This window comes from Nonomuraea montanisoli (assembly GCF_013363975.1).
Taxonomy (GTDB): domain Bacteria; phylum Actinomycetota; class Actinomycetes; order Streptosporangiales; family Streptosporangiaceae; genus Nonomuraea; species Nonomuraea montanisoli.
Genome location: NZ_JABWGN010000003.1, coordinates 62,185 through 80,464, shown reverse-complemented (window position 1 = coordinate 80,464; position 18,280 = coordinate 62,185). Strand labels below are relative to the sequence as shown.

The following is an 18,280-nucleotide window of genomic DNA, read 5'->3' as shown; positions in this document are numbered from 1 at the left end:
GTCAGGCGTGCTTGCCGTGCTTGGCCTTCTTCGGCGTCTTGACCGAACGGCCCGTGCCGGCCGGGTCCACCTGGCCGGGCTTGCCCGACGCCTGCTCGTCGGCCTTCTTCGACTTGCGGGGGGTCGGCTTCCCGGTCGCCTTGCCGGTGGGCTTCGCCGTGGGCTTCTTGCTGGGGCTCTGGGTGGGCTTCCTGGTGGGCTTCGTGGGCTTGGCGGTGGGCCCGGTCGTGGGCTCGCGCGTGGGCCTCGACGCGGGCTCGCGGGAGGGTCCGCCGGTGGGCGCGGTGCCCTGCCGTACGGGCCGCCTGCCGGTGGGGGTGGCCGGCGTGCTCGTCCTGCGCTCGGTGGCCGGCTCCGTGCCCGGCTTCCGGGTAGGCGCGGACGGGACGGCCGAGGAGACGACGGCGGGGACCGTCGCCGGCGTACGGCCGCGACCGGCCGGCTGGTTCGTCCACCACGCGGCGCCGCCCGTGAGGACGGCGACGGCCGCGGCTCCCGCGACGAGCGCCGCCAGCGGCGGCCTGCGCCTGCGGACCGCCGCCGGGACGGGCGCGGGGGGAGTCGCCTCGGCCGGCGGCGCGGGCGGCGCGGCGGCGCCCGCGGCCTCCCTGGGGGGCGTGTCCTGGGCGGCGACGGCGCCGGGGGCGGTCAGGACGCCCGCCGGGATGGCGACCGGGGCCGTCGGCTCGGGCGCGTTGCCCGCGACGACCGCGTGCAGCCGCCACCGCGCCTCGTCCAGGCTCATCCGCTGTCCCGGGTCCTTGCGCAGCAGCCCGAGCAGCACCGGTCCGAGCGCGCCCGCGCGGGCCAGCGGCGGCGGCTCGGAGTGCAGCACGGCGCCCAGCGTGGCCAGCGCGTGCGCCCGATGGAAGGGGGAGTGGCCCTCCACGGCCACGTACAGGGTCACGCCCAGCGACCACAGATCCGACTCCGGCACGGCCTGGCCGCCCGCGGCCCGCTCCGGCGCCATGAAGGCGGGCGTGCCGACGAGGATGCCGGTCCTGGTGACGGGCGCCTCGTCCTCGGTGGTGGCGATGCCGAAGTCGGTCAGCACCGCCCGGCCGTCCTCGGCGAGCAGCACGTTGTCCGGCTTGACGTCGCGGTGCAGGACGCCGGCCGCGTGCGCGGCGCGCAGGGCCTCCAGCAGTTGCAGGCCGATCTCCGCCACCCGGGCCTGGGGCAGCGGGCCGTCGTCGCGCACCAGCTCGCCCAGCGTCCGCGACCGGACGAGCTGCATGACGATCCACGGGTGACCGCCCTCCTCCAGCACGTCGTAGACGGCCGCCACGCCGGGGTGCGCGACCCGGCCCGCGGCGCGGGCCTCGCGGAAGGTCCGCACGCTGAACACGTCGCGCTCGGGCCCGTTGAGGTCCGGGGGCGGGTGGATCTCCTTCACGGCCACGTCACGGCCGAGCACCTCGTCGTGGGCGTGCCAGACCGTGCCCATGCCGCCCTGGCCGATGGTCCTGAGCAGCCGGTACCGTCCACCGACCATTACCGCTGAATCGGACATGCGGGCCGCCTACCCGATAAAGCCCCTCCCAAGCACGCACCTCGCCGGATTAAAACCGGCCGTCAGAGGGTGGCGAAGGTGGCGGTGAACGTGTCGAAGTAGCGGCGGTCGCGGCTCCACCTGGAGTCGGGGGCCTCCCAGTACAGCGCGTACGTCCTGCCCGCGGCGGTGCGGAATCCGCGGTTGAGAACGTGGAGGAGGCCCCCGTCGCGGCGCCGGAGGAACTCCCAGTCGGCCGCCGGCCGCCCGAGGTACGTGGTCGGCCCGATGTCGATCCGGCGGTAGCCGGCGAACTCGTTCCTGCCGAGGATGTCCTTCTCCACGGCCTGCCAGTGCCGCACGGGTCCGGGCCAGGGCCCCTCGGGCGCGGTCCACTCGACGATGAACGCGCCCGGGACGCCGGGGCCGCGCACGGTCACGCTCTCGCGGGTGGAGCTCCTGACGACCGTCCAGCCGCGCGGGACGGCCATCGAGAAGCCGCCCTCCGCGTTGCGGTACGCGCGCCAGCCCGCCGGCACGGCGACGCCGTTCTCGCCGGGGGTGGCCGTCGCGCTCGGCTCGGGGCTCGCGGTCGGTGTGGCCTTCCCGGTCGGTGTGGCCTTCCCGGTGGCGGTGGCGGCCGGGGTGGGCTCGCCCGTCGTGCCCGTCAGGGCGGACGAGCCGCCGTCCCGGCCCGGGAGCCCGCTCGCGCGGACCGCCAGCAGGGTGCCGCCCGCGGCCAGCACCGCGGCCAGGGCGATCGCGGCGGGCACCATGAGCCGCCGCCGCGCGGCCGGGCGGCCGGAGACGGACACGGGGACCGTGTGGCCGGAATGGGCTGAGGCGATCATCCCCAGCAGGTGCGCGGCCTCGCCCGCCGGCATCCGGGCGGCCGGGTCGCGGCGCAGCATTCCCATGATGACCGGGGTGAGCGCGCCCGCGCGGACCGGCGGCGCCGGGTCGTCGCGCAGGATGGCCGCCACCGTGGCCGCCCACGAGTCGCGCCGGTACGCCGGGGCGCCCTCCACGGCCGCGTACAGCGTCGCGCCCAGCGACCACAGGTCGGACTCGGGCCGCGCGGGCTCGCCGTTGAGCCGCTCGGGCGGCATGTACGCGGGCGTGCCCACGAGCCCGCCCGTGGCGGTCAGCCCCGGTTCGGCCTCCAGCGTGGCGATGCCGAAGTCGGTCAGCACCACCCGGCCGTCGTGCGCGAGCAGCACGTTCTCGGGCTTGACGTCGCGGTGCAGGACGCCGGTGGCGTGGGCGGCGCGCAGCGCGCCGAGCACCCGCTCGCCGATGAGCGCCACCCGCTCGACCGGCAGCGGCCCCTGCTCGGCGAGCACCTGCGCCAGCGACCGCGACGGGACGAGCTGCATGACGATCCACGGCCGCCCGTCCTCCTCGACGACGTCGTGGATCACCACCACCGACGGGTGGTCGAGGCGGCCCGCCGCCCGCGCCTCCCGGATGGTGCGGCGGTTGAGGTCGGCCCGCTTGTCGTCGCCGACGCCGGTGTAGCGCACCTCCTTGACCGCGACCGTGCGGTCGAGCAGCCGGTCGTGGGCGCGCCAGACCACGCCCATGCCGCCCTCGCCCAGCGGCTCGATGAGGCGGTAGCGCCCGCCGACCTCCCTCTGCACGCCGGGAAGCCTACTTGCGGGGCTGGAAGGTCGCGCAGAAGCCCTCGAAGAAGTGCAGATCCTTCTTCCAGCGGCTCTCCAGCGTGTGCCAGTAGATGGCGTAGGCGCGGCCGTTGTAGGTGATGAACCCCCGGTTGCGCACCCGCGACGGCCCCGAGTCGGCGTTCCAGGTGAAGTCCCAGTCGGCGGCCGCCTTCTGGTAGTCGACCCTCTTGATGCTGAGCTTCTTGTAGCCGCCGAAGTTGTACTTGGCCGAGGGCTCCTGCTTCTTCCAGTCCTTGTACGGGTCGGAGCCGGGGTTCGGCGCCTCCTCGATCAGCAGGTAGGACTTGGGACCCGCCCCCGGGCCGCGGAAGGTGATCCGGTGGGAGCTCTCACGGACGTGGATGTCCCAGCCCTTGGGCAGGCCGACCGAGAAGCCCATCTTCTTGTCCTTGTACATGTGCCAGCCCTTGGGCAGCGCGTCGGCCGGATCGGGCGTCTTCGCCTCGGTGGGGGTGGGCGACGCGGTGGGGGTGGGCGACGCCGACGGTGACGCGGGCTGCGACGCCGACGGGGACGCGGAGGCGGACACGGACGGCGACGCCGGGGTGGAGCCCTTCGCGGACGCGGTGGGCACCGTGGCCGAGGCGCCGGTCTTCCTGGCCGAGCGGTCGTCGGGGGCCGAGTTCAGGCCCAGGTAGCCGCCCACGCCGGCGACGAGCGCCACGGCGGCGGCCGCCGCGACGACCGGGCCCAGGCGGCGGCCCGGCTCGGAGCGTGACGAGCCGGCCGTGGGATCGTCCGCCTCCTCCGGCTCGGGACCGGCCGCGGTGATGCGCACGCCGGTCTCGGGCAGGGCCGGCTCGTGGCCGGAGCCCTTCGGGCCTCCTAACGCGGAGGTGCGCGGCGCGGGGGACGCCGGCTCGGGCGCGCGCAGGTTGGGGTCGGTCGGCGTGTCGTCCTCGACGGGAGCCGCCGGCTGGACGGGCGTCGCCGGCTGGACGGACGCCGCCGGCTGGACGGGCGTCTGGCGGCCGAAGCGGCGGCGGGGCCGGGTCTCGGCGGGCGGCTGGGCCGGGAGCTGCGCGGTCGCCGCCGGCATCTGCGCCGTGGGGGCGGGGGCGGGCGGCTGCTGCGGCACCGGCGGCGTGATGACCTGGCGCAGCATCCGCGCCGTCTCCTCGTACGTGGGCCGCTGGACCGGCTCCTTGGCGAGCAGCAGGTCGATCAGCTCGGTCAGCGGGCCGGCGTGCGGCGCCGGGTCCGGCGGGTCGGTGAGGACGGCGTGCATGGTGGCCAGCGCCATGCCGCGCTCGTGCGGCGAGCGGCCCTCCAGCGCCGTGTACAGCGTCGCGCCGAGCGACCACAGGTCGGACTCGCGCCGCGCCGGCAGGCCCTTGAGCCGCTCGGGCGCGATGAACGCCGGGGTGCCGGCCAGGCCGGTCACCGTGAGCTGCGTCTCGGTCTCCAGCGTGGCGATGCCGAAGTCGGTCAGCACCACCCGGCCGTCGTCGGCGAGCAGCACGTTCTCGGGCTTGACGTCGCGGTGGAGCACACCCGCCTCGTGCGCGCGATGCAGCGCCTCCAGCACGGCCAGGCCGATCTCGGCGACCCGGCGCGGCTTCAGCGGCCCGTCCTGCTTGATGACCGCGCCCAGCGAGCGCGACGGGACGAGCTGCATGACGATCCAGGGACGGTCGTCCTCCTCGATCACGTCGTGCACGACGATGACATTGGGGTGCTCGAACCTGGCCGCCGCCCTCGCCTCGCGCATCGTGCGCCGGTTCAGGAGCTGCACCTCGTCGCCCAGCGCGGCGGCGTAGCGGACCTCCTTGACCGCGACCTCACGGTCGAGGAGCTCGTCATAGGCGCGCCACACGATGCCCATGCCGCCCTTGCCGATGGGTTCCTGCAGCTCGTAGCGGCCGGCGATGCGGCGTCCGTCCCGTTTGCGATCCGACATCAACGGCCTCAAACCCTCCCTCTAGGCCAAGAAATACTCCCATAGCGAGGGATCAACGGCGACTCGCCTGAAGGACAGTCCGCCATGTGAGAAGCACAGTCCAGCAGGTGGAGGGCGGGTGTAGGGTTTCGGACATGACTTGTCGCCACGCGTTTACCGAGCCGGCTCCGGGAGAGCCGGTCGTGAGCTAGCGACCACCTGGAGTCGGCACCGGCAGAGACGCCTCGTCTCTGCCTTTTTCGTTTCGCCGGCTCCGGCGAGCCGGCCCTGGATGAGGAGCCGAGATGTCATCGACCTTGGAACGCCACGTGGTCACGCTGGGCGGGGCGCGCGTGGGCGCGGGACCCGCGGTGGTGATCGCGGGCCGGATCAGCCTGCGCGCCCGCCCCGCCGCGCGCCCCCAGGACGCGCTCCCTGCCGCGCGCTCTCATGACGCCCGCCCTGCCGGGCGCTCTCAGGACGCCCGTCCTGTCGGGCGTCCCCAGGACGCCCTCCCTGCCGCGCGTCCCCATGACGCCCGCACGGACGGGTGGCCGCCCCGTGAGTCCCGCGGCGGGCCGGCCGGGAGGGTGCCGCTCGTGGAGCCCGCGGGCGCGGACGACCTGCCCGCCGTCGCGGCCGGGGCCGACGGCGTGGTGATCGGGGCGTCCTGGACCCGCGACATCCCGCTGGTGCGCGCCGCGGCGGCCCTGGGGCTGCCCGTGGTGGTGGAGCGGCGCCCCTCGGCGTCGCTGGAGGAGTGGCTGGGGCTGGCCGACTACTGCGCGCTGGAGGGGCGCGGGGAGGTGATCCTGTGCGAGACCGGCCGGCTCGACCTGGGTCTGCTGCGCGCGGCCCGGGAGGCGTCGGGCCGCCCGGTGGTGGCCGACGTCACGGGGCGTCCCGAGCTGTCGGCCGCCGCGGTCGCGGCCGGCGCCGACGGCCTCGTCCTGGGCGGCCTCCCGGCGGCTCGGGGGGCGCACGCGGCCGAGGGCGGTGACGCGTACGGGCATGGCGGCGGTGACGACGCGTACAGGCACGGCGGTGAGGCGTACGGACACGGTGGTGGTGACGCGTACGGGCACGGCGGTGGGGGACCGTACGGGGCGGATGTCGTGGACCCGGAGGAGCTGCGGGCGGCGCGGGAGGCCGTGACGCTCGTGGGGGCGCTGCTGCGGCCCGAGAGGCCCGCCACGCTGCCGGAGTGCCGGGAGGCGATCGACCGGGTCGACGCGGCCCTGGCGACGCTCCTGGAGCGGCGCGCCGCGCTGGCGGGCGTCGTGCAGACGCTCAAGCCGGTCGGCGGCTTCGCGGGCCGCGACATGGAGCGCGAGCGGTCGCTGGTGGCGCGCATGGCCCGCCGCGCCCCCGCGCTGGGCGAGGAGCGCCTGGCGTCCGTCATGAACGCGGTCATCGAGGCGGGTCTCCACCTGGCCGAGGAACGCCGCCGCGCGTGACGGCGTCTCACAGGGCGGGCGTCACAGGGTGCCCCGGTCACAGGGCGGCCCGGTCACAGGGCGGGCGTCACAGGGTGCCCCGGTCGCAAGGCGGGCCGGTCACAGGGCGGGCCGGTCACAGGGCGGGCCGTTCAGCGGGCGGGCCGTTCGGCGGGCGGGCGGGGCCCGCTCACGGCCGGGAGAGGACGAAGTTGTTCAGCGGGCGGCCCGGCCCCGTGACGATCTGGTGGTCGACCAGCTCGGCGAAGCGCCGGTAGCCGGCGCCCGTCGGGTGGAAGCTGCGGCTGTCCACGGTCAGCTCCTCGACGTGCACGACGAGCCGGTTCAGGTACGGCTGCGCCGTGCCCGCCTCGTGGCCGTCGAACGCGTCGTAGGCGTCCACGAACTCCACGCTCCCCGGCCCCCCGAACGCCGCGACCGCCCGGTCGAACCCCGCCGCCACCTCCCGCATGACGTCGTTGAGCCGCCGGGTGACGCGGTTGAGCCAGAGCTGGTCCTCGACGCCGAGGTTGTCCACCCGGTCGGCGGGGCGGGCGGGGAACGGCCTCGGGTAGCCCAGCACGATGATCCGGGCCTGCGGGGCGCGCGACCGCAGCTCCCGCAGCACGCCGAGCAGGCTCGACCGCAGCCCGTCGACCCGCCGCGCCACCTCGGCGTCCTGGTCCACGCACGCCGACGACCAGGGCAGCTTGACGATGCAGGCGGTCAGGACGCGGGCGAACCCGGCGTCGTTGCCGCCGATGGTGACCGTCACCAGGCTGGTCGAGCGGTCCACCCGGGCCACCTGGGGGCGCTGGCCGTGCTGGCCGCGCAGGAGCTGGCCGGTGGTGGCGCCGCTGCACGCCCAGAAGCCCGTGCCGCCGCCGAAGCGGTGGGCGCCCGCGACCAGCGGCACGTACGAGCCCAGCGCCCGGTGGCAGGGGGCCGCGCCCTCTCCGGCCGGCAACCGCCCCGGGTCCGGCTTCCCGCCGGTCCGGCCGTCCTCGCCGCCCTGCCCGGCCGGGGCGTACACGCCCTCGCCGGAGGAGTACGAGTCGCCCAGCCCCGCGTACGAGCCGCTCAGCGCCACCTGTACGGCCGTCAGCCGGGTCATCCGGGGAAGACTCCCCGTGGGTGGCGCCGTGGCCGGACAGCCCGCCTGGAGCGCCGCGCAGGCCAGCCCGCCGTACCACCCCAGGGGGAGCCCCGCGACGGCGACGAGCACGCCGAGCAGGGCGGCCGTCACCATGGGAACGATGCCGACGATCCCGCGCCTTTCCAGCCCTGCCTCCCGAAAGCCCCCGTGGCGGTCGGAACGCCCGATTCGCCGGACCGCACGAGCAGCGTAACCGGCGCCGCGCCGTGCGACACGCCCCCGAACGGAAGGCTGGCGCGAGGGTAGGCGGACTGTCGGTGGGGAGCACTAGAGTCGGAGCGCAAACCATCAGACCGGGAGGCGCCGCTCCATGTCGTCCAGCGACTCGTTCGTCCATCTGCACGTGCACACCGAGTACTCCATGCTCGACGGGGCCGCGCGGTTGAAGCAGATGTTCAAACAGGTCGGCGAGCTGGGCATGCCGGCGATCGCGATCACCGACCACGGCAACATGCACGGCGCCTACGACTTCTACAAGCAGGCGACCGGCGCGGGCGTCAAGCCGATCATCGGCATCGAGGCGTACGTCGCGCCGGAGCTGCGCCACAACAAGAAGCCGGTCCTGTGGGGCGAGCCGCACCAGAAGAAGGACGACGTCTCCGCGGGCGGCTACTACACCCACATGACGATCTGGGCGCGCAACAAGACCGGCCTGCACAACCTGATGCGGCTGTCCTCGCGCGCCTACACCGAGGGCTTCGTCCGCAAGTGGGCGCGGATGGACGCCGACATCCTCGCCGAGCACGCCGACGGCCTGATGGCCACCACCGGCTGCCCGTCGGGCGAGGTGCAGACGCGCCTGCGGCTCGGCCAGTACGACGAGGCGGTGAAGGCGGCCGCGAAGTACCAGGAGATCTTCGGCAAGGACAACTTCTTCCTGGAGATCATGGACCACGGCCTCGACATCGAGCGCCGGGTCCGCGACGGGCTGACCCGCATCAGCCGCGAGCTGGACATCCCGCCCCTGGTCACCAACGACTCCCACTACACCTACGAGTCCGACGCCGCCTCCCACGACGCCCTCCTGTGCATCCAGACGGGCAAGCAGCTGTCCGACCCCGACCGGTTCCGCTTCGACGGCAGCGGCTACTACATCAAGACCGCCGACGAGATGCGCGCCGTCGACTCCTCCGACCTGTGGGCCGAGGGCTGCCGCAACACGCTGCTGGTGGCCGAGAAGGTCGACCCGGCCGGGTTCTTCGAGTTCAAGAACCTGATGCCGACCTATCCCATCCCCGACGGCATGACGGAGAGCGAGTTCTTCCGCAGGACCGTCTGGGAGGGCATGGACCGCCGCTGGCCCGAGGGCTACGACGACGAGCACCGCAAGCAGGCCGAGTACGAGATCGGCATCATCGAGCAGATGGGCTTCCCGAGCTACTTCCTCGTGGTCGCCGACTTCATCATGTGGGCCAAGCAGAACGGCATCCCGGTCGGCCCCGGCCGAGGCTCCGCGGCGGGTTCGCTGGTCGCCTACGCGATGGGCATCACCGACCTCGACCCGCTGCCGCACGGCCTGATCTTCGAGCGGTTCCTCAACCCCGAGCGCGTCTCCATGCCCGACGTCGACATCGACTTCGACGAGCGCCGGCGGGCCGACGTGATCCGCTACGTGACCGAGAAGTGGGGCGCCGACAAGGTCGCCATGATCGCCACGTTCGGCACCATCAAGGCGAAGGCCGCCATCAAGGACGCCGGTCGCGTCCTCGGCTACCCCTACGCGCTCGGCGACCGCGTGTCCAAGGCGTTCCCGCCCGCCGTCATGGGCAAGGACATCCCGCTGTCGGGCATCTTCGACAAGGACCACCCGCGCTACAACGAGGCGGGCGAGCTGCGCAGGCTCTACGAGGAGGACGTCGACGTCAAGGCGACGATGGACCTCGGCAGGGGCCTGGAGGGCCTGATCCGGCAGACCGGCGTGCACGCCGCCGGCGTGATCATGTCGGCCGAGGTGCTGACCGACTACATCCCGATCATGCGCCGCGACTCCGACGGCGCGATCATCACGCAGTTCGACTACCCGACCTGCGAGACGCTCGGCCTGCTGAAGATGGACTTCCTGGGCCTGCGCAACCTCACGATCATCGACGACTGCCTGAAGATGATCAAGTCGACCACGGGTGAGCAGATCGACCTGCTCAAGCTGCCGCTCGACGACCGCAAGACGTACGAGCTGCTCGGCAGGGGCGACACGCTGGGCGTGTTCCAGCTCGACGGCGGCGGCATGCGCTCGCTGCTGCGGCTGATGAAGCCCGACAACTTCGAGGACATCTCCGCCGTCGGCGCCCTCTACCGGCCCGGCCCGATGGGCGCCAACTCCCACACCAACTACGCCCTGCGCAAGAACGGCCTGCAGGAGATCACGCCGATCCACCCGGAGTTCGAGGAGTCGCTCGCCGAGATCCTCGGCACCACCTACGGCCTGATCGTCTACCAGGAGCAGGTCATGGCCATCGCGCAGAAGGTGGCCGGGTTCTCGCTCGGCAAAGCCGACCTGCTGCGCCGCGCCATGGGCAAGAAGAAGAAGGCCGAGCTGGACAAGCAGTTCGAGTCCTTCGAGGGGGGCATGAAGGCCAACGGCTACTCCGCCGCGGCCGTCAAGACCCTCTGGGACATCCTGCTGCCCTTCTCCGACTACGCCTTCAACAAGGCCCACTCGGCCGCGTACGGGCTGGTGTCGTACTGGACGGCCTACCTCAAGGCCAACCACCCGGCCGCGTACATGGCCGCGCTGCTGTCGAGCGTCAAGGACGACAAGGACAAGTCGGCCCTCTACCTCAACGAGTGCCGCCGCATGGGCATCAAGGTGTTCCCGCCGGACGTCAACGACTCCGACTTCGACTTCACCCCGCGCGGCACCGACATCCGCTTCGGCCTGTCGGCGGTGCGCAACGTCGGCGGCAACGTCGTCGACGGCATCATCGCGGCGCGCAAGGAGAAGGGCCGCTTCGGCGACTTCAAGGACTTCCTGCGCAAGGTGCCGGCGATCGTCTGCAACAAGCGGGTGATCGAGTCGCTGATCAAGGCGGGCGCGTTCGACTCGCTCGGGCACGTGCGCAAGGGCCTGGTCATGGTGCACGAGCAGGCCGTGGACGCGATCATCGACATCAAGAAGAACGAGGCCATCGGCCAGGACTCCCTGTTCGGCGCGATCGACGGCGGCGAGGACCAGACCTTCGACGTGCAGATCCCGGTCGGCGAGTGGGACAAGAGCACGCTGCTGCAGTTCGAGCGGGAGATGCTCGGCCTGTACGTGTCCGACCATCCGCTGTTCGGCGTGGAGCACATCCTCGCCTCCGGCGCCGACTGCACCATCGCCGCCCTGCAGGACGAGAGCCGGTCCGACGGCCAGATCGTCACCGTGGGCGGCATCCTCAGCGGCGTCCAGCGGAAGATCACCAAGAAGGGCGACACCTGGGTGCTGACCCAGCTGGAGGACCTCGAAGGCTCGATCGAGGTGATGGTCTTCCCGTCGGCCTACCAGCTCTGCTCCACGATCCTGGCCGAGGACGCGATCGTCTTCGTCAAGGGCCGCATCGACAAGCGCGAGGACGTCGCGAAGGTCATCGCGATGGAGGTGACCGCGCCCGACCTCACCCAGGAGGCGGGCGGACCACTGCTGGTGAGCCTGCCGCTCAACCGGTGCACGCCTCCGGTGGTGGGACGGCTGAAGGAGATCCTCACCACCCACCCCGGCACGTCGGAGGTGCACCTCCAGGTGCACAACGGGCCGAAGACCACGGTCATGCGGGTCGAGGACCGGCTGCGGGTGATGCCGTCGCCGGCCTTGATGGGTGACCTCAAGCAGCTCCTCGGCCCGGCCTGCCTCGGCGGCTGAACCGGCGACGGCCCGCTCACCGGCCGCTTCCTTCGCCGGGCCCTCTCGCGGGCGGCCCGCCCTTCGCGGTGCCGCCCGGGGGGTGACTCCGTCCCACGTCGTGGATGACTTCTGGGCCGGTCGGAGAGGGCCTGCCTCTCGTCACTGACGCCTCTCGGGGCACTGCTGGCGGGTGCTCCTCGTCCGGGGCCTGGGCGGGTCGTGCTGGGGGAGGGCTTGCTCCTCCTCTGGGGCGTTTGGGCGTTTTCCCGGGCGCTCGCGTATAACGCGCCCCTCTTCAGGGCGCTGTAAACGGGGCGCGGGGGTGGGGGCGCTCCTTGTGGGGCGCCGCGCTCAGGGGCGCCGCGCTCAGGGGCGCCGCGTAGGGCTCGCGCCTCTTGGGGGCGCTGACCGGTGGCGGGCCAGGGAGTCACGCCCAGGGGGCCGCCGTGGACAAGGCGCCGCGCGGGCGGACGCGCCGGGTGAGGAAGCGGCGCGCCGCTGAGGCGGGCGCCCGGCCTCGGGCGGGAAGCGCGGGGATGCGGTGGCGCGGCGGGGAGGCTTGCCGTGGCTCCCGCTGTCAGGGTGGGGCAGGATCGAAGGGTGACCGAACCGTACTACCTCACCGCCGCCGAGATGGCCCGCCTGGTGCGCACCCGGCAGGTGAGCGCCGTCGAGCTGCTCCAGGTGTGCCTCGACCGGATCGAGCAGGTCAACCCCCGGGTCAACGCCGTCGTCACCCTGGCCGCCGAGCAGGCCATGGACGCCGCCAAGGCGGCCGACGCGGCCGAGCCGGCCGGGCCGCTGCACGGCGTGCCGGTGGCGCACAAGGACCTGGTCGACACGGCCGGCATCCGCACCACGTACGGATCACCCCAGTACGCCCGGCACGTGCCCGACGCCGACGACCTGATCGTGCGGCGGCTCCGGCGCGCCGGCGCGATCAGCGTGGGCAAGACCAACACCCCCGAGTTCGGCACCGGCTCCCACACGGTCAACGAGGTGTTCGGCGCGACCCGCAACCCCTACGACCTGTCCCGCTCGGCGGGCGGCAGCAGCGGCGGCGCGGCGGCGGCGCTGGCCACCGGCATGGTGCCGCTCGCCGACGGCTCCGACATGGGCGGCTCCCTGCGCAACCCCGCCTCGTTCTGCAACGTCGTCGGCCTGCGCCCCACCCCCGGCCGGGTGCCCGACCCGTCCGACACCGCCGCCTGGTACACGCTGTCGGTCCAGGGTCCGATGGCGCGCACGGTCGGCGACGTGACGCTGATGATGTCGGCCATCGCCGGGTTCGACCCCCGCTCGCCGTTCGCGGTCACGGAGGACTTCGCGCCGGACCCGGAGGAGGGCGTCGCCGGGCTGCGCGTGGCCTGGAGCCCCGACCTGGGGGGCCTGCCCGTGGACCCGGCGACGGCGGCGGTCACGGCGGGCGCTCCCGCCGTGTTCGAGCGGCTCGGGGCGCGGGTGGAGCAGGTGGACCTGGACCTGTCCGACGCCGAGGACGCCTTCCGCGTCTACCGGGCCTGGTACTACGCCCTCGCGTTCGGCGACCTGGCGGGCCTCGGCCCGAACACGCGCTGGAACGTCGAGCGGGGCCGCGAGGTCACCGGCGCCGACCTGGCCCGCGCCGAGCGGCTGCGCAGCGGCCTCTACCAGCGCATGGCCGCCTTCTTCGACACCTGCGACGTGCTGATCGCGCCGGTCAGTCAGGTGCCGCCGTTCCCGGTCGAGCAGCCGTACGTCATGGAGATCGACGGCGTGCCCATGCCCGACTACCTGGCGTGGATGCGCTCGGCGTACTGGATCAGCGTCCTGCACGCGCCGGCCGCGTCGGTCCCGGCCGGGTTCACCGCCGACGGGCTGCCGGTGGGCGTGCAGATCGTGGGGCGGCCGTTCGCCGACGCCAGGGTGCTGCGGGTGGCCGCCGCGTTCGAGAGCGCGACGGGCCACGGGCTACGCCGCCCACCTCTGTGAGGCTCAGCCGAGGTGCGGCGGGTCACCGACCCCATACGGCGTGCGCAGCGGCGACTCGCGGTAGCCGTGCATGCCCTCCATCAGCCCGAAGATCGCCACCGCGCACAGCGGCCAGGCCACCAGCACGCCCCGGGCGGTCAGTTGCAGCGAACCCGCCACCACCTTGGCGCCCGGCGTGGCGGCCGCCTCGACGGTCACCGCCCCCAGCGTGAACGTCGAACCCACCCACAACGTGACGAACGCCGCCAGCGCCCCGCCCGCGCAGAGCCCCAGCAGCACGGGCAGCCGGTCGTGGCGGCTGAGGAACCAGCCGGCGGCCCCGCAGACCACGCCCAGCCCGCCCGTGATCACCGCGAACCAGCCGTCCGCGGCGATCAGCGCCTGCGTGGTCGGGTCGGCCAGCACCGTCCCCTGCTCCGTCACCTGGTACGGCGCACGGGGCGTGAGCGCGGACCACAGCAGCCCGGCGAGCACGGCGAGGGCGGCGACGGCGAGGACGGTGACCGCGAACGCCCGCACTTGCCTCGCCACGCGATCCCCCTCAGATGTGCCACTGAACCGGCTCACCGGAACAGGTCGATGGTATCTCCCGGTTAGGCTCGCTTCGTGAATCACGATGAGGTCTGGCTGATCGATCCTTCCGGCCCGCTGCGCGGGGACGTCGAGGTGCGCGGCTCCAAGAACGCGGTCTCCAAGCACATGGTCGCCGCCATGCTCGGCGGCACCGAGAGCACGATCCAGAACGCCCCCGAGGTGGGCGAGGTCGGCATCACCGCCGCCATGCTGGAGTCCCTCGGCATCCACGTGGAGATCACGGAGAAGGAGATCCGCGTCGAGCGGGGCGCGGAGATCCGGCCGCGCGTGCCCGACGCGTTCACCGGCCTGAACCGGATCCCGATTCTCATGCTCGGCCCTCTGCTGCACCTGGCCGGTGAGGCGTTCGTGCCGCTGGTCGGCGGCGACCCGATCGGCCGGCGGCCGGTCAACTTCCACGTCGAGGCGCTGCGCGCGATGGGCGCCGAGGTCGAGGTGGGCGACGGCGGGATCTTCGCCAAGGCCACGCGGCTGCGCGGCGCCCGGCTGGAGCTGCCGTACCCGAGCGTCGGCGCCACCGAGACGATCCTCATGTCGGCCGTGCTCGCCGAGGGCAAGACCGTGGTGAAGAACGCCGCGATGGAGCCCGAGGTGGTCGAGCTGGCGCTGTTCCTGCAGCGCATGGGGGCCAGGATCGAGCTGTCGCCCGACCGCCGGATCGTCATCGAGGGCGTCGAGCGGCTGCGCGGCGCCTCGATCTGGCTGGCCGGCGACCGCATCGAGGCGTTCTCGTACCTGGCCGCCGGCCTGATCACCGGGGGAGAGGTGCGGGTGCACGGCTGCCCGCAGGACCGCCTGGTCACCGCGATCACCACGCTGGCCCGGATGGGCGCCCGCTTCGACATCAACGACGAGTACCTGTGCGCCACCGCGCCGCCCGAGGGGCTGCGCTCGGCGGCCGTCCAGACCGACACCCACCCGGGCTTCATGACCGACTGGCAGACGCCGCTCATGGTGCTGTTCACGCAGAGCAACGGCATGTCGGTGCTGCACGAGACGGTCTTCGAGAACCGCCTGGTGTACGTGCCGGCGCTGCAGCGGATGGGCTGCGAGATCGAGGTGTTCGACCAGTGCCTCGGCGGGCCCGCCTGCCGTTACCACGACACGAACGCCCGGCACTCGGCCGTGGTGCGCGGCGTGTCCAAGCTCAAGGGCGCCGACGTGACGCTGCCCGACATCCGCGCGGGCTTCTCCGCGGTGCTGGCCGCCGCGGTGGCCGACGGGACGTCCACGCTGCGCGGCGTCCACCACATCGTGCGCGGATACCACAAGCCGTTCGACCAGTTCGTGTCCCTGGGTCTGAACATCCGCCGGGAACAGTAAAGGTGTCGGATCCCCGGGTTTGCCGGGGATCCGGCCGCCGCAGACCGTCTGCGTGAGAGTGTTGCGATGTGTGAGCGCCCTGGGGCTGGTGGGAGCGCTCTGCGGGGTCCTGGCCGCCTCCATGGCCGCGCCCGTCGTGAGCGGTGCCGGGCTCGCCGCCAAGAGCGTCGCGACCACGTTCCAGCAGCTCCCGCCGGCGCCGCGCGAGGAGCCGCTGTCGCAGGTGACGCGGCTGCTCGACCGCGACGGCAAGCCGTTCGCCCAGTTCTACCAGGCCAACCGGCGGGCGATCCCGCTCAGCCGGGTGGCGCCCGTCATGCGGCAGGCCATCGTCGCCATCGAGGACGCCCGCTTCTACGAGCACGGCGGCATGGACGTGCGCGGCACGCTCCGGGCGCTGCTCACCAACACCTCGGCCGGCGGCATCCGGCAGGGCGGCTCCTCGCTCACGCAGCAGCTCGTGAAGAACATCCTGGTCGAGAGCGCCCGCACCGAGGAGGAGCGCGACCGGGCGCGCGCTCCCAACCTCGCCCGCAAGCTCACCGAGCTGCGTCTGGCCCTGGCGATGGAGCAGAAGTACAGCAAGGACGAGATCCTGGAGCGGTACCTCAACATCGCCTACTTCGGCGCCGGCGCGCACGGCGTGGAGGCGGCGGCCCGGCGCTTCTTCTCCACCACGGCCGCCGACCTCACGCTGCCACAGGCGGCCACGCTCGCCGGCGCGGTGCGCATGCCGTACTCGACCGACCCGTCGATCGGCCCGGCGCAGCGGGCGCGGCTGAAGGAGCGGCGCGACCTGGTGCTGGACCGGATGGCCGAGCTGCGCCTGGTGGGCGTGCGGGAGGCCGCCGCCGCCAAGCGGAGCCCGCTCGGCATCCGGCTGCGGCCCGAGCCGGGCGGCTGCGCGCAGAGCAGGTACCCGTACTACTGCGTGTACGTGCAGCGCGAGCTGCTCACCAACGAGGCGTTCGGCGCCACCGCGCGCGAGCGGCGGGCCCGGCTCGCCACCGGCGGGCTGGTGATCAGGACCGCGCTGGACCCGGTGGCGCAGCGGGCCGCCGAGAAGGCGATCCGCGCCCGGGTCGACGCCCGCGACACCGAGGTGGCCGCCGAGGCCATGGTCGAGCCGCGTTCGGGACGCATCCGGGCGATGGCGGCCAGCAAGGACTTCGGCCGCAACCCCGGCGACCGCAAGAACGGGACGCGGACGACGTTCAACCTGGTGGCTGACATGGCCCACGGCGGCGGGATGGGGCTCCAGGCGGGCTCGACGTTCAAGGCGTTCACGCTGGCGACCGCGCTGCAGCAGGGCTGGCGCTTCGACCAGGGCTTCCAGACACCTGGCGTGCTCGTGCCGTCGCAGGGCTACCGCGACTGCCGCGGCCGGGCCGTCAACGCGCCCAGCGTGCGGGTGCACAACGCCAGCGGGGAGGGCGAGGGCGGCCCGTACAGCCTGTCCACCGGCACGTGGAAGTCGGTGAACATCTTCTACATGATGCTGGAGCGCAAGGTCGGCCTGTGCAACGTGGTGCGGACCGCGAGGGCGCTCGGCATCGCCCGGGCCGACGGCCGGCCGCTGCGCGAGGTGCCGACGTTCACGCTGGGCGTCAACGAGATGGACCCGGTGACGGTGGCGGCGGCGTTCGCGGCGTTCGCGGCGCGCGGCCGGTACTGCCGGCCGCAGGCCATCGTGGAGATCACCGGCCGGGACGGCCGGACCGCCCACGTGCGGCCCACCTGCGAGCAGGCGCTGGACCGCAAGGTCGCCGACGCCGTCAACCACGTGCTGCAGGGCGTGTTCGACAAGGGCACGATGACCGGGCAGGGCATCGGCCGGCCCGCCGCCGGCAAGACGGGCACCAACAACGGCTACACCTCGGCCTGGTTCGCCGGCTACACCCCGGAGCTCGCGGCGGCGGTCAGCGTGGGCGACATCCGGGGCTCCTACCGGTACCCGCTGCGCGGGGTGGAGATCGGCGGCGAGTACTACGGGTCGGTCCAGGGGGCGTCGCTGCCGGGGCCGATCTGGGTGGCCTCGATGGAGTCGGCGCTGCGCGACACCCCGGCGGGCGACTTCCATCCCGCGGACATGTCCCGCTTCGGCGGCGGCTTCACGCCGGGGCTGAAGGAGGCCGAGGAGGCGGAGCAGATCCGGCAGATGCTGCACCGGCAGCGGCAGTGGCTGCGGTGGGCGCGCCGCCACGGGCACCAGCTGTGGCCGCCCGGCGGGGACGTGCTGGGCACGCCGGGAGAGCGCCGTCCGCGCTTCTCGGGGCGGACGGGGGTGGCGCCGATGGGGCCGGGCATGGCCGTGTCCGGCGCCGGCGAGCCCGGAGCGGCCATGCCCCAGGCCGTCGTGCCGGGAGCGGTCCCGCCGGTGACCACAGGTCGGTAGCGCGGGGGCGGTGGGGCCGGGGTTCAGCGCTTGGCGATGGGGGAGGTCACGGCGCGGGTGAGTGCGACCAGGTTGGCCGGCGCGGTCTCGATCTGGAGCCCGCGCTTGCCCGCCGAGAAGTAGATCGTCTCGAACTCCAGCGCCGACGCGTCGACCACCGTGGGGAGCTGCTTGCGCTGCCCGAGCGGGCTGATGCCGCCCACGACGTATCCGGTCACCCGCTCCACCCTCGCCGCGTCGGCCATGGCGGCGCGCTTGCCGCCCAGGGCCGAGGCCAGCGCCTTGAGGTCGAGCTTGCCCGCCACCGGCACGACCGCCACCGCGAGCCCGCTCTCGGTCTCGGCCACGAGCGTCTTGAAGATCCGCTCGTACGGCACGCCGAGCGCGTCGGCGGCCTCCTCACCGTACGCCTGGGCGGAGGGGTCGTGGTCGTACGGGTGCAGCGTGAAGTCGGCCTTGGCCCTGGTCAGCGCCACCGTGGCCGGGGTGCCCCCCTGCGCCTTCGCCTTGCCCACGTCTCGACCTCCGG

General features: G+C 73.5%; 11 protein-coding genes. 5 read left to right on the top strand and 6 right to left on the bottom strand.

Annotation, left to right across the window (positions count from 1 at the left end; all coding sequences use genetic code 11):
• Nucleotide 1 precedes the first annotated feature (1 nt).
• The 3 genes from HTZ77_RS45890 to HTZ77_RS07265 form a co-directional block, all read right to left on the bottom strand.
• The gene (locus HTZ77_RS45890; protein WP_235994440.1) at nucleotides 2-1,495 is read right to left on the bottom strand and encodes a serine/threonine protein kinase; all 1,494 of its coding nucleotides are present in this window, start codon (nucleotides 1,493-1,495) and stop codon (nucleotides 2-4) included.
• 80 nt (nucleotides 1,496-1,575) lie between these two features.
• Nucleotides 1,576-3,132, bottom strand: a complete 1,557-nt coding sequence (locus tag HTZ77_RS07270; protein WP_205302287.1) for a serine/threonine-protein kinase — start codon at nucleotides 3,130-3,132, stop codon at nucleotides 1,576-1,578.
• Nucleotides 3,133-3,142: 10 nt separating this feature from the next.
• On the bottom strand, nucleotides 3,143-5,077 hold the full coding sequence (locus HTZ77_RS07265) for a serine/threonine-protein kinase (RefSeq protein WP_175588700.1): 1,935 nt from the start codon (nucleotides 5,075-5,077) through the stop codon (nucleotides 3,143-3,145).
• A gap of 284 nt (nucleotides 5,078-5,361) precedes the next feature.
• Between HTZ77_RS07265 and HTZ77_RS48085 the strand changes: the two genes are divergently transcribed.
• The gene (locus HTZ77_RS48085) at nucleotides 5,362-6,513 is read left to right on the top strand and encodes a chorismate mutase (RefSeq protein WP_175588699.1); all 1,152 of its coding nucleotides are present in this window, start codon (nucleotides 5,362-5,364) and stop codon (nucleotides 6,511-6,513) included.
• A 169-nt stretch (nucleotides 6,514-6,682) separates the two neighbouring features.
• On the opposite strand, the gene HTZ77_RS07255 is transcribed toward HTZ77_RS48085, so the two are convergent.
• Nucleotides 6,683-7,741 (bottom strand): SGNH/GDSL hydrolase family protein, encoded by a 1,059-nt coding sequence (locus HTZ77_RS07255; protein WP_175588698.1) that lies wholly within the window; start codon nucleotides 7,739-7,741, stop codon nucleotides 6,683-6,685.
• Between the two features lie 217 nt (nucleotides 7,742-7,958).
• Here HTZ77_RS07255 and dnaE point away from each other — a divergent pair, with 217 nt between their 5' ends.
• Nucleotides 7,959-11,486 (top strand): DNA polymerase III subunit alpha, encoded by a 3,528-nt coding sequence (gene dnaE, locus HTZ77_RS07250; protein WP_175588697.1) that lies wholly within the window; start codon nucleotides 7,959-7,961, stop codon nucleotides 11,484-11,486.
• Nucleotides 11,487-12,068: 582 nt separating this feature from the next.
• Nucleotides 12,069-13,439, top strand: a complete 1,371-nt coding sequence (locus HTZ77_RS07245; RefSeq protein WP_328808467.1) for an amidase — start codon at nucleotides 12,069-12,071, stop codon at nucleotides 13,437-13,439.
• A 3-nt stretch (nucleotides 13,440-13,442) separates the two neighbouring features.
• On the opposite strand, the gene HTZ77_RS07240 is transcribed toward HTZ77_RS07245, so the two are convergent.
• On the bottom strand, nucleotides 13,443-13,970 hold the full coding sequence (locus tag HTZ77_RS07240; RefSeq protein ID WP_175588696.1) for a hypothetical protein: 528 nt from the start codon (nucleotides 13,968-13,970) through the stop codon (nucleotides 13,443-13,445).
• Nucleotides 13,971-14,045: 75 nt separating this feature from the next.
• Here HTZ77_RS07240 and murA point away from each other — a divergent pair, with 75 nt between their 5' ends.
• Entirely contained in the window at nucleotides 14,046-15,356 is a 1,311-nt protein-coding gene (gene murA, locus HTZ77_RS07235; RefSeq protein WP_175588695.1) for a UDP-N-acetylglucosamine 1-carboxyvinyltransferase, read from the top strand.
• A gap of 70 nt (nucleotides 15,357-15,426) precedes the next feature.
• Nucleotides 15,427-17,751, top strand: a complete 2,325-nt coding sequence (locus HTZ77_RS07230; protein WP_328808466.1) for a transglycosylase domain-containing protein — start codon at nucleotides 15,427-15,429, stop codon at nucleotides 17,749-17,751.
• Between the two features lie 23 nt (nucleotides 17,752-17,774).
• Here HTZ77_RS07230 and ybaK read toward each other — a convergent pair whose 3' ends face one another.
• Entirely contained in the window at nucleotides 17,775-18,266 is a 492-nt protein-coding gene (gene ybaK / locus HTZ77_RS07225; RefSeq protein WP_175588694.1) for a Cys-tRNA(Pro) deacylase, read from the bottom strand.
• Nucleotides 18,267-18,280 lie beyond the last annotated feature (14 nt).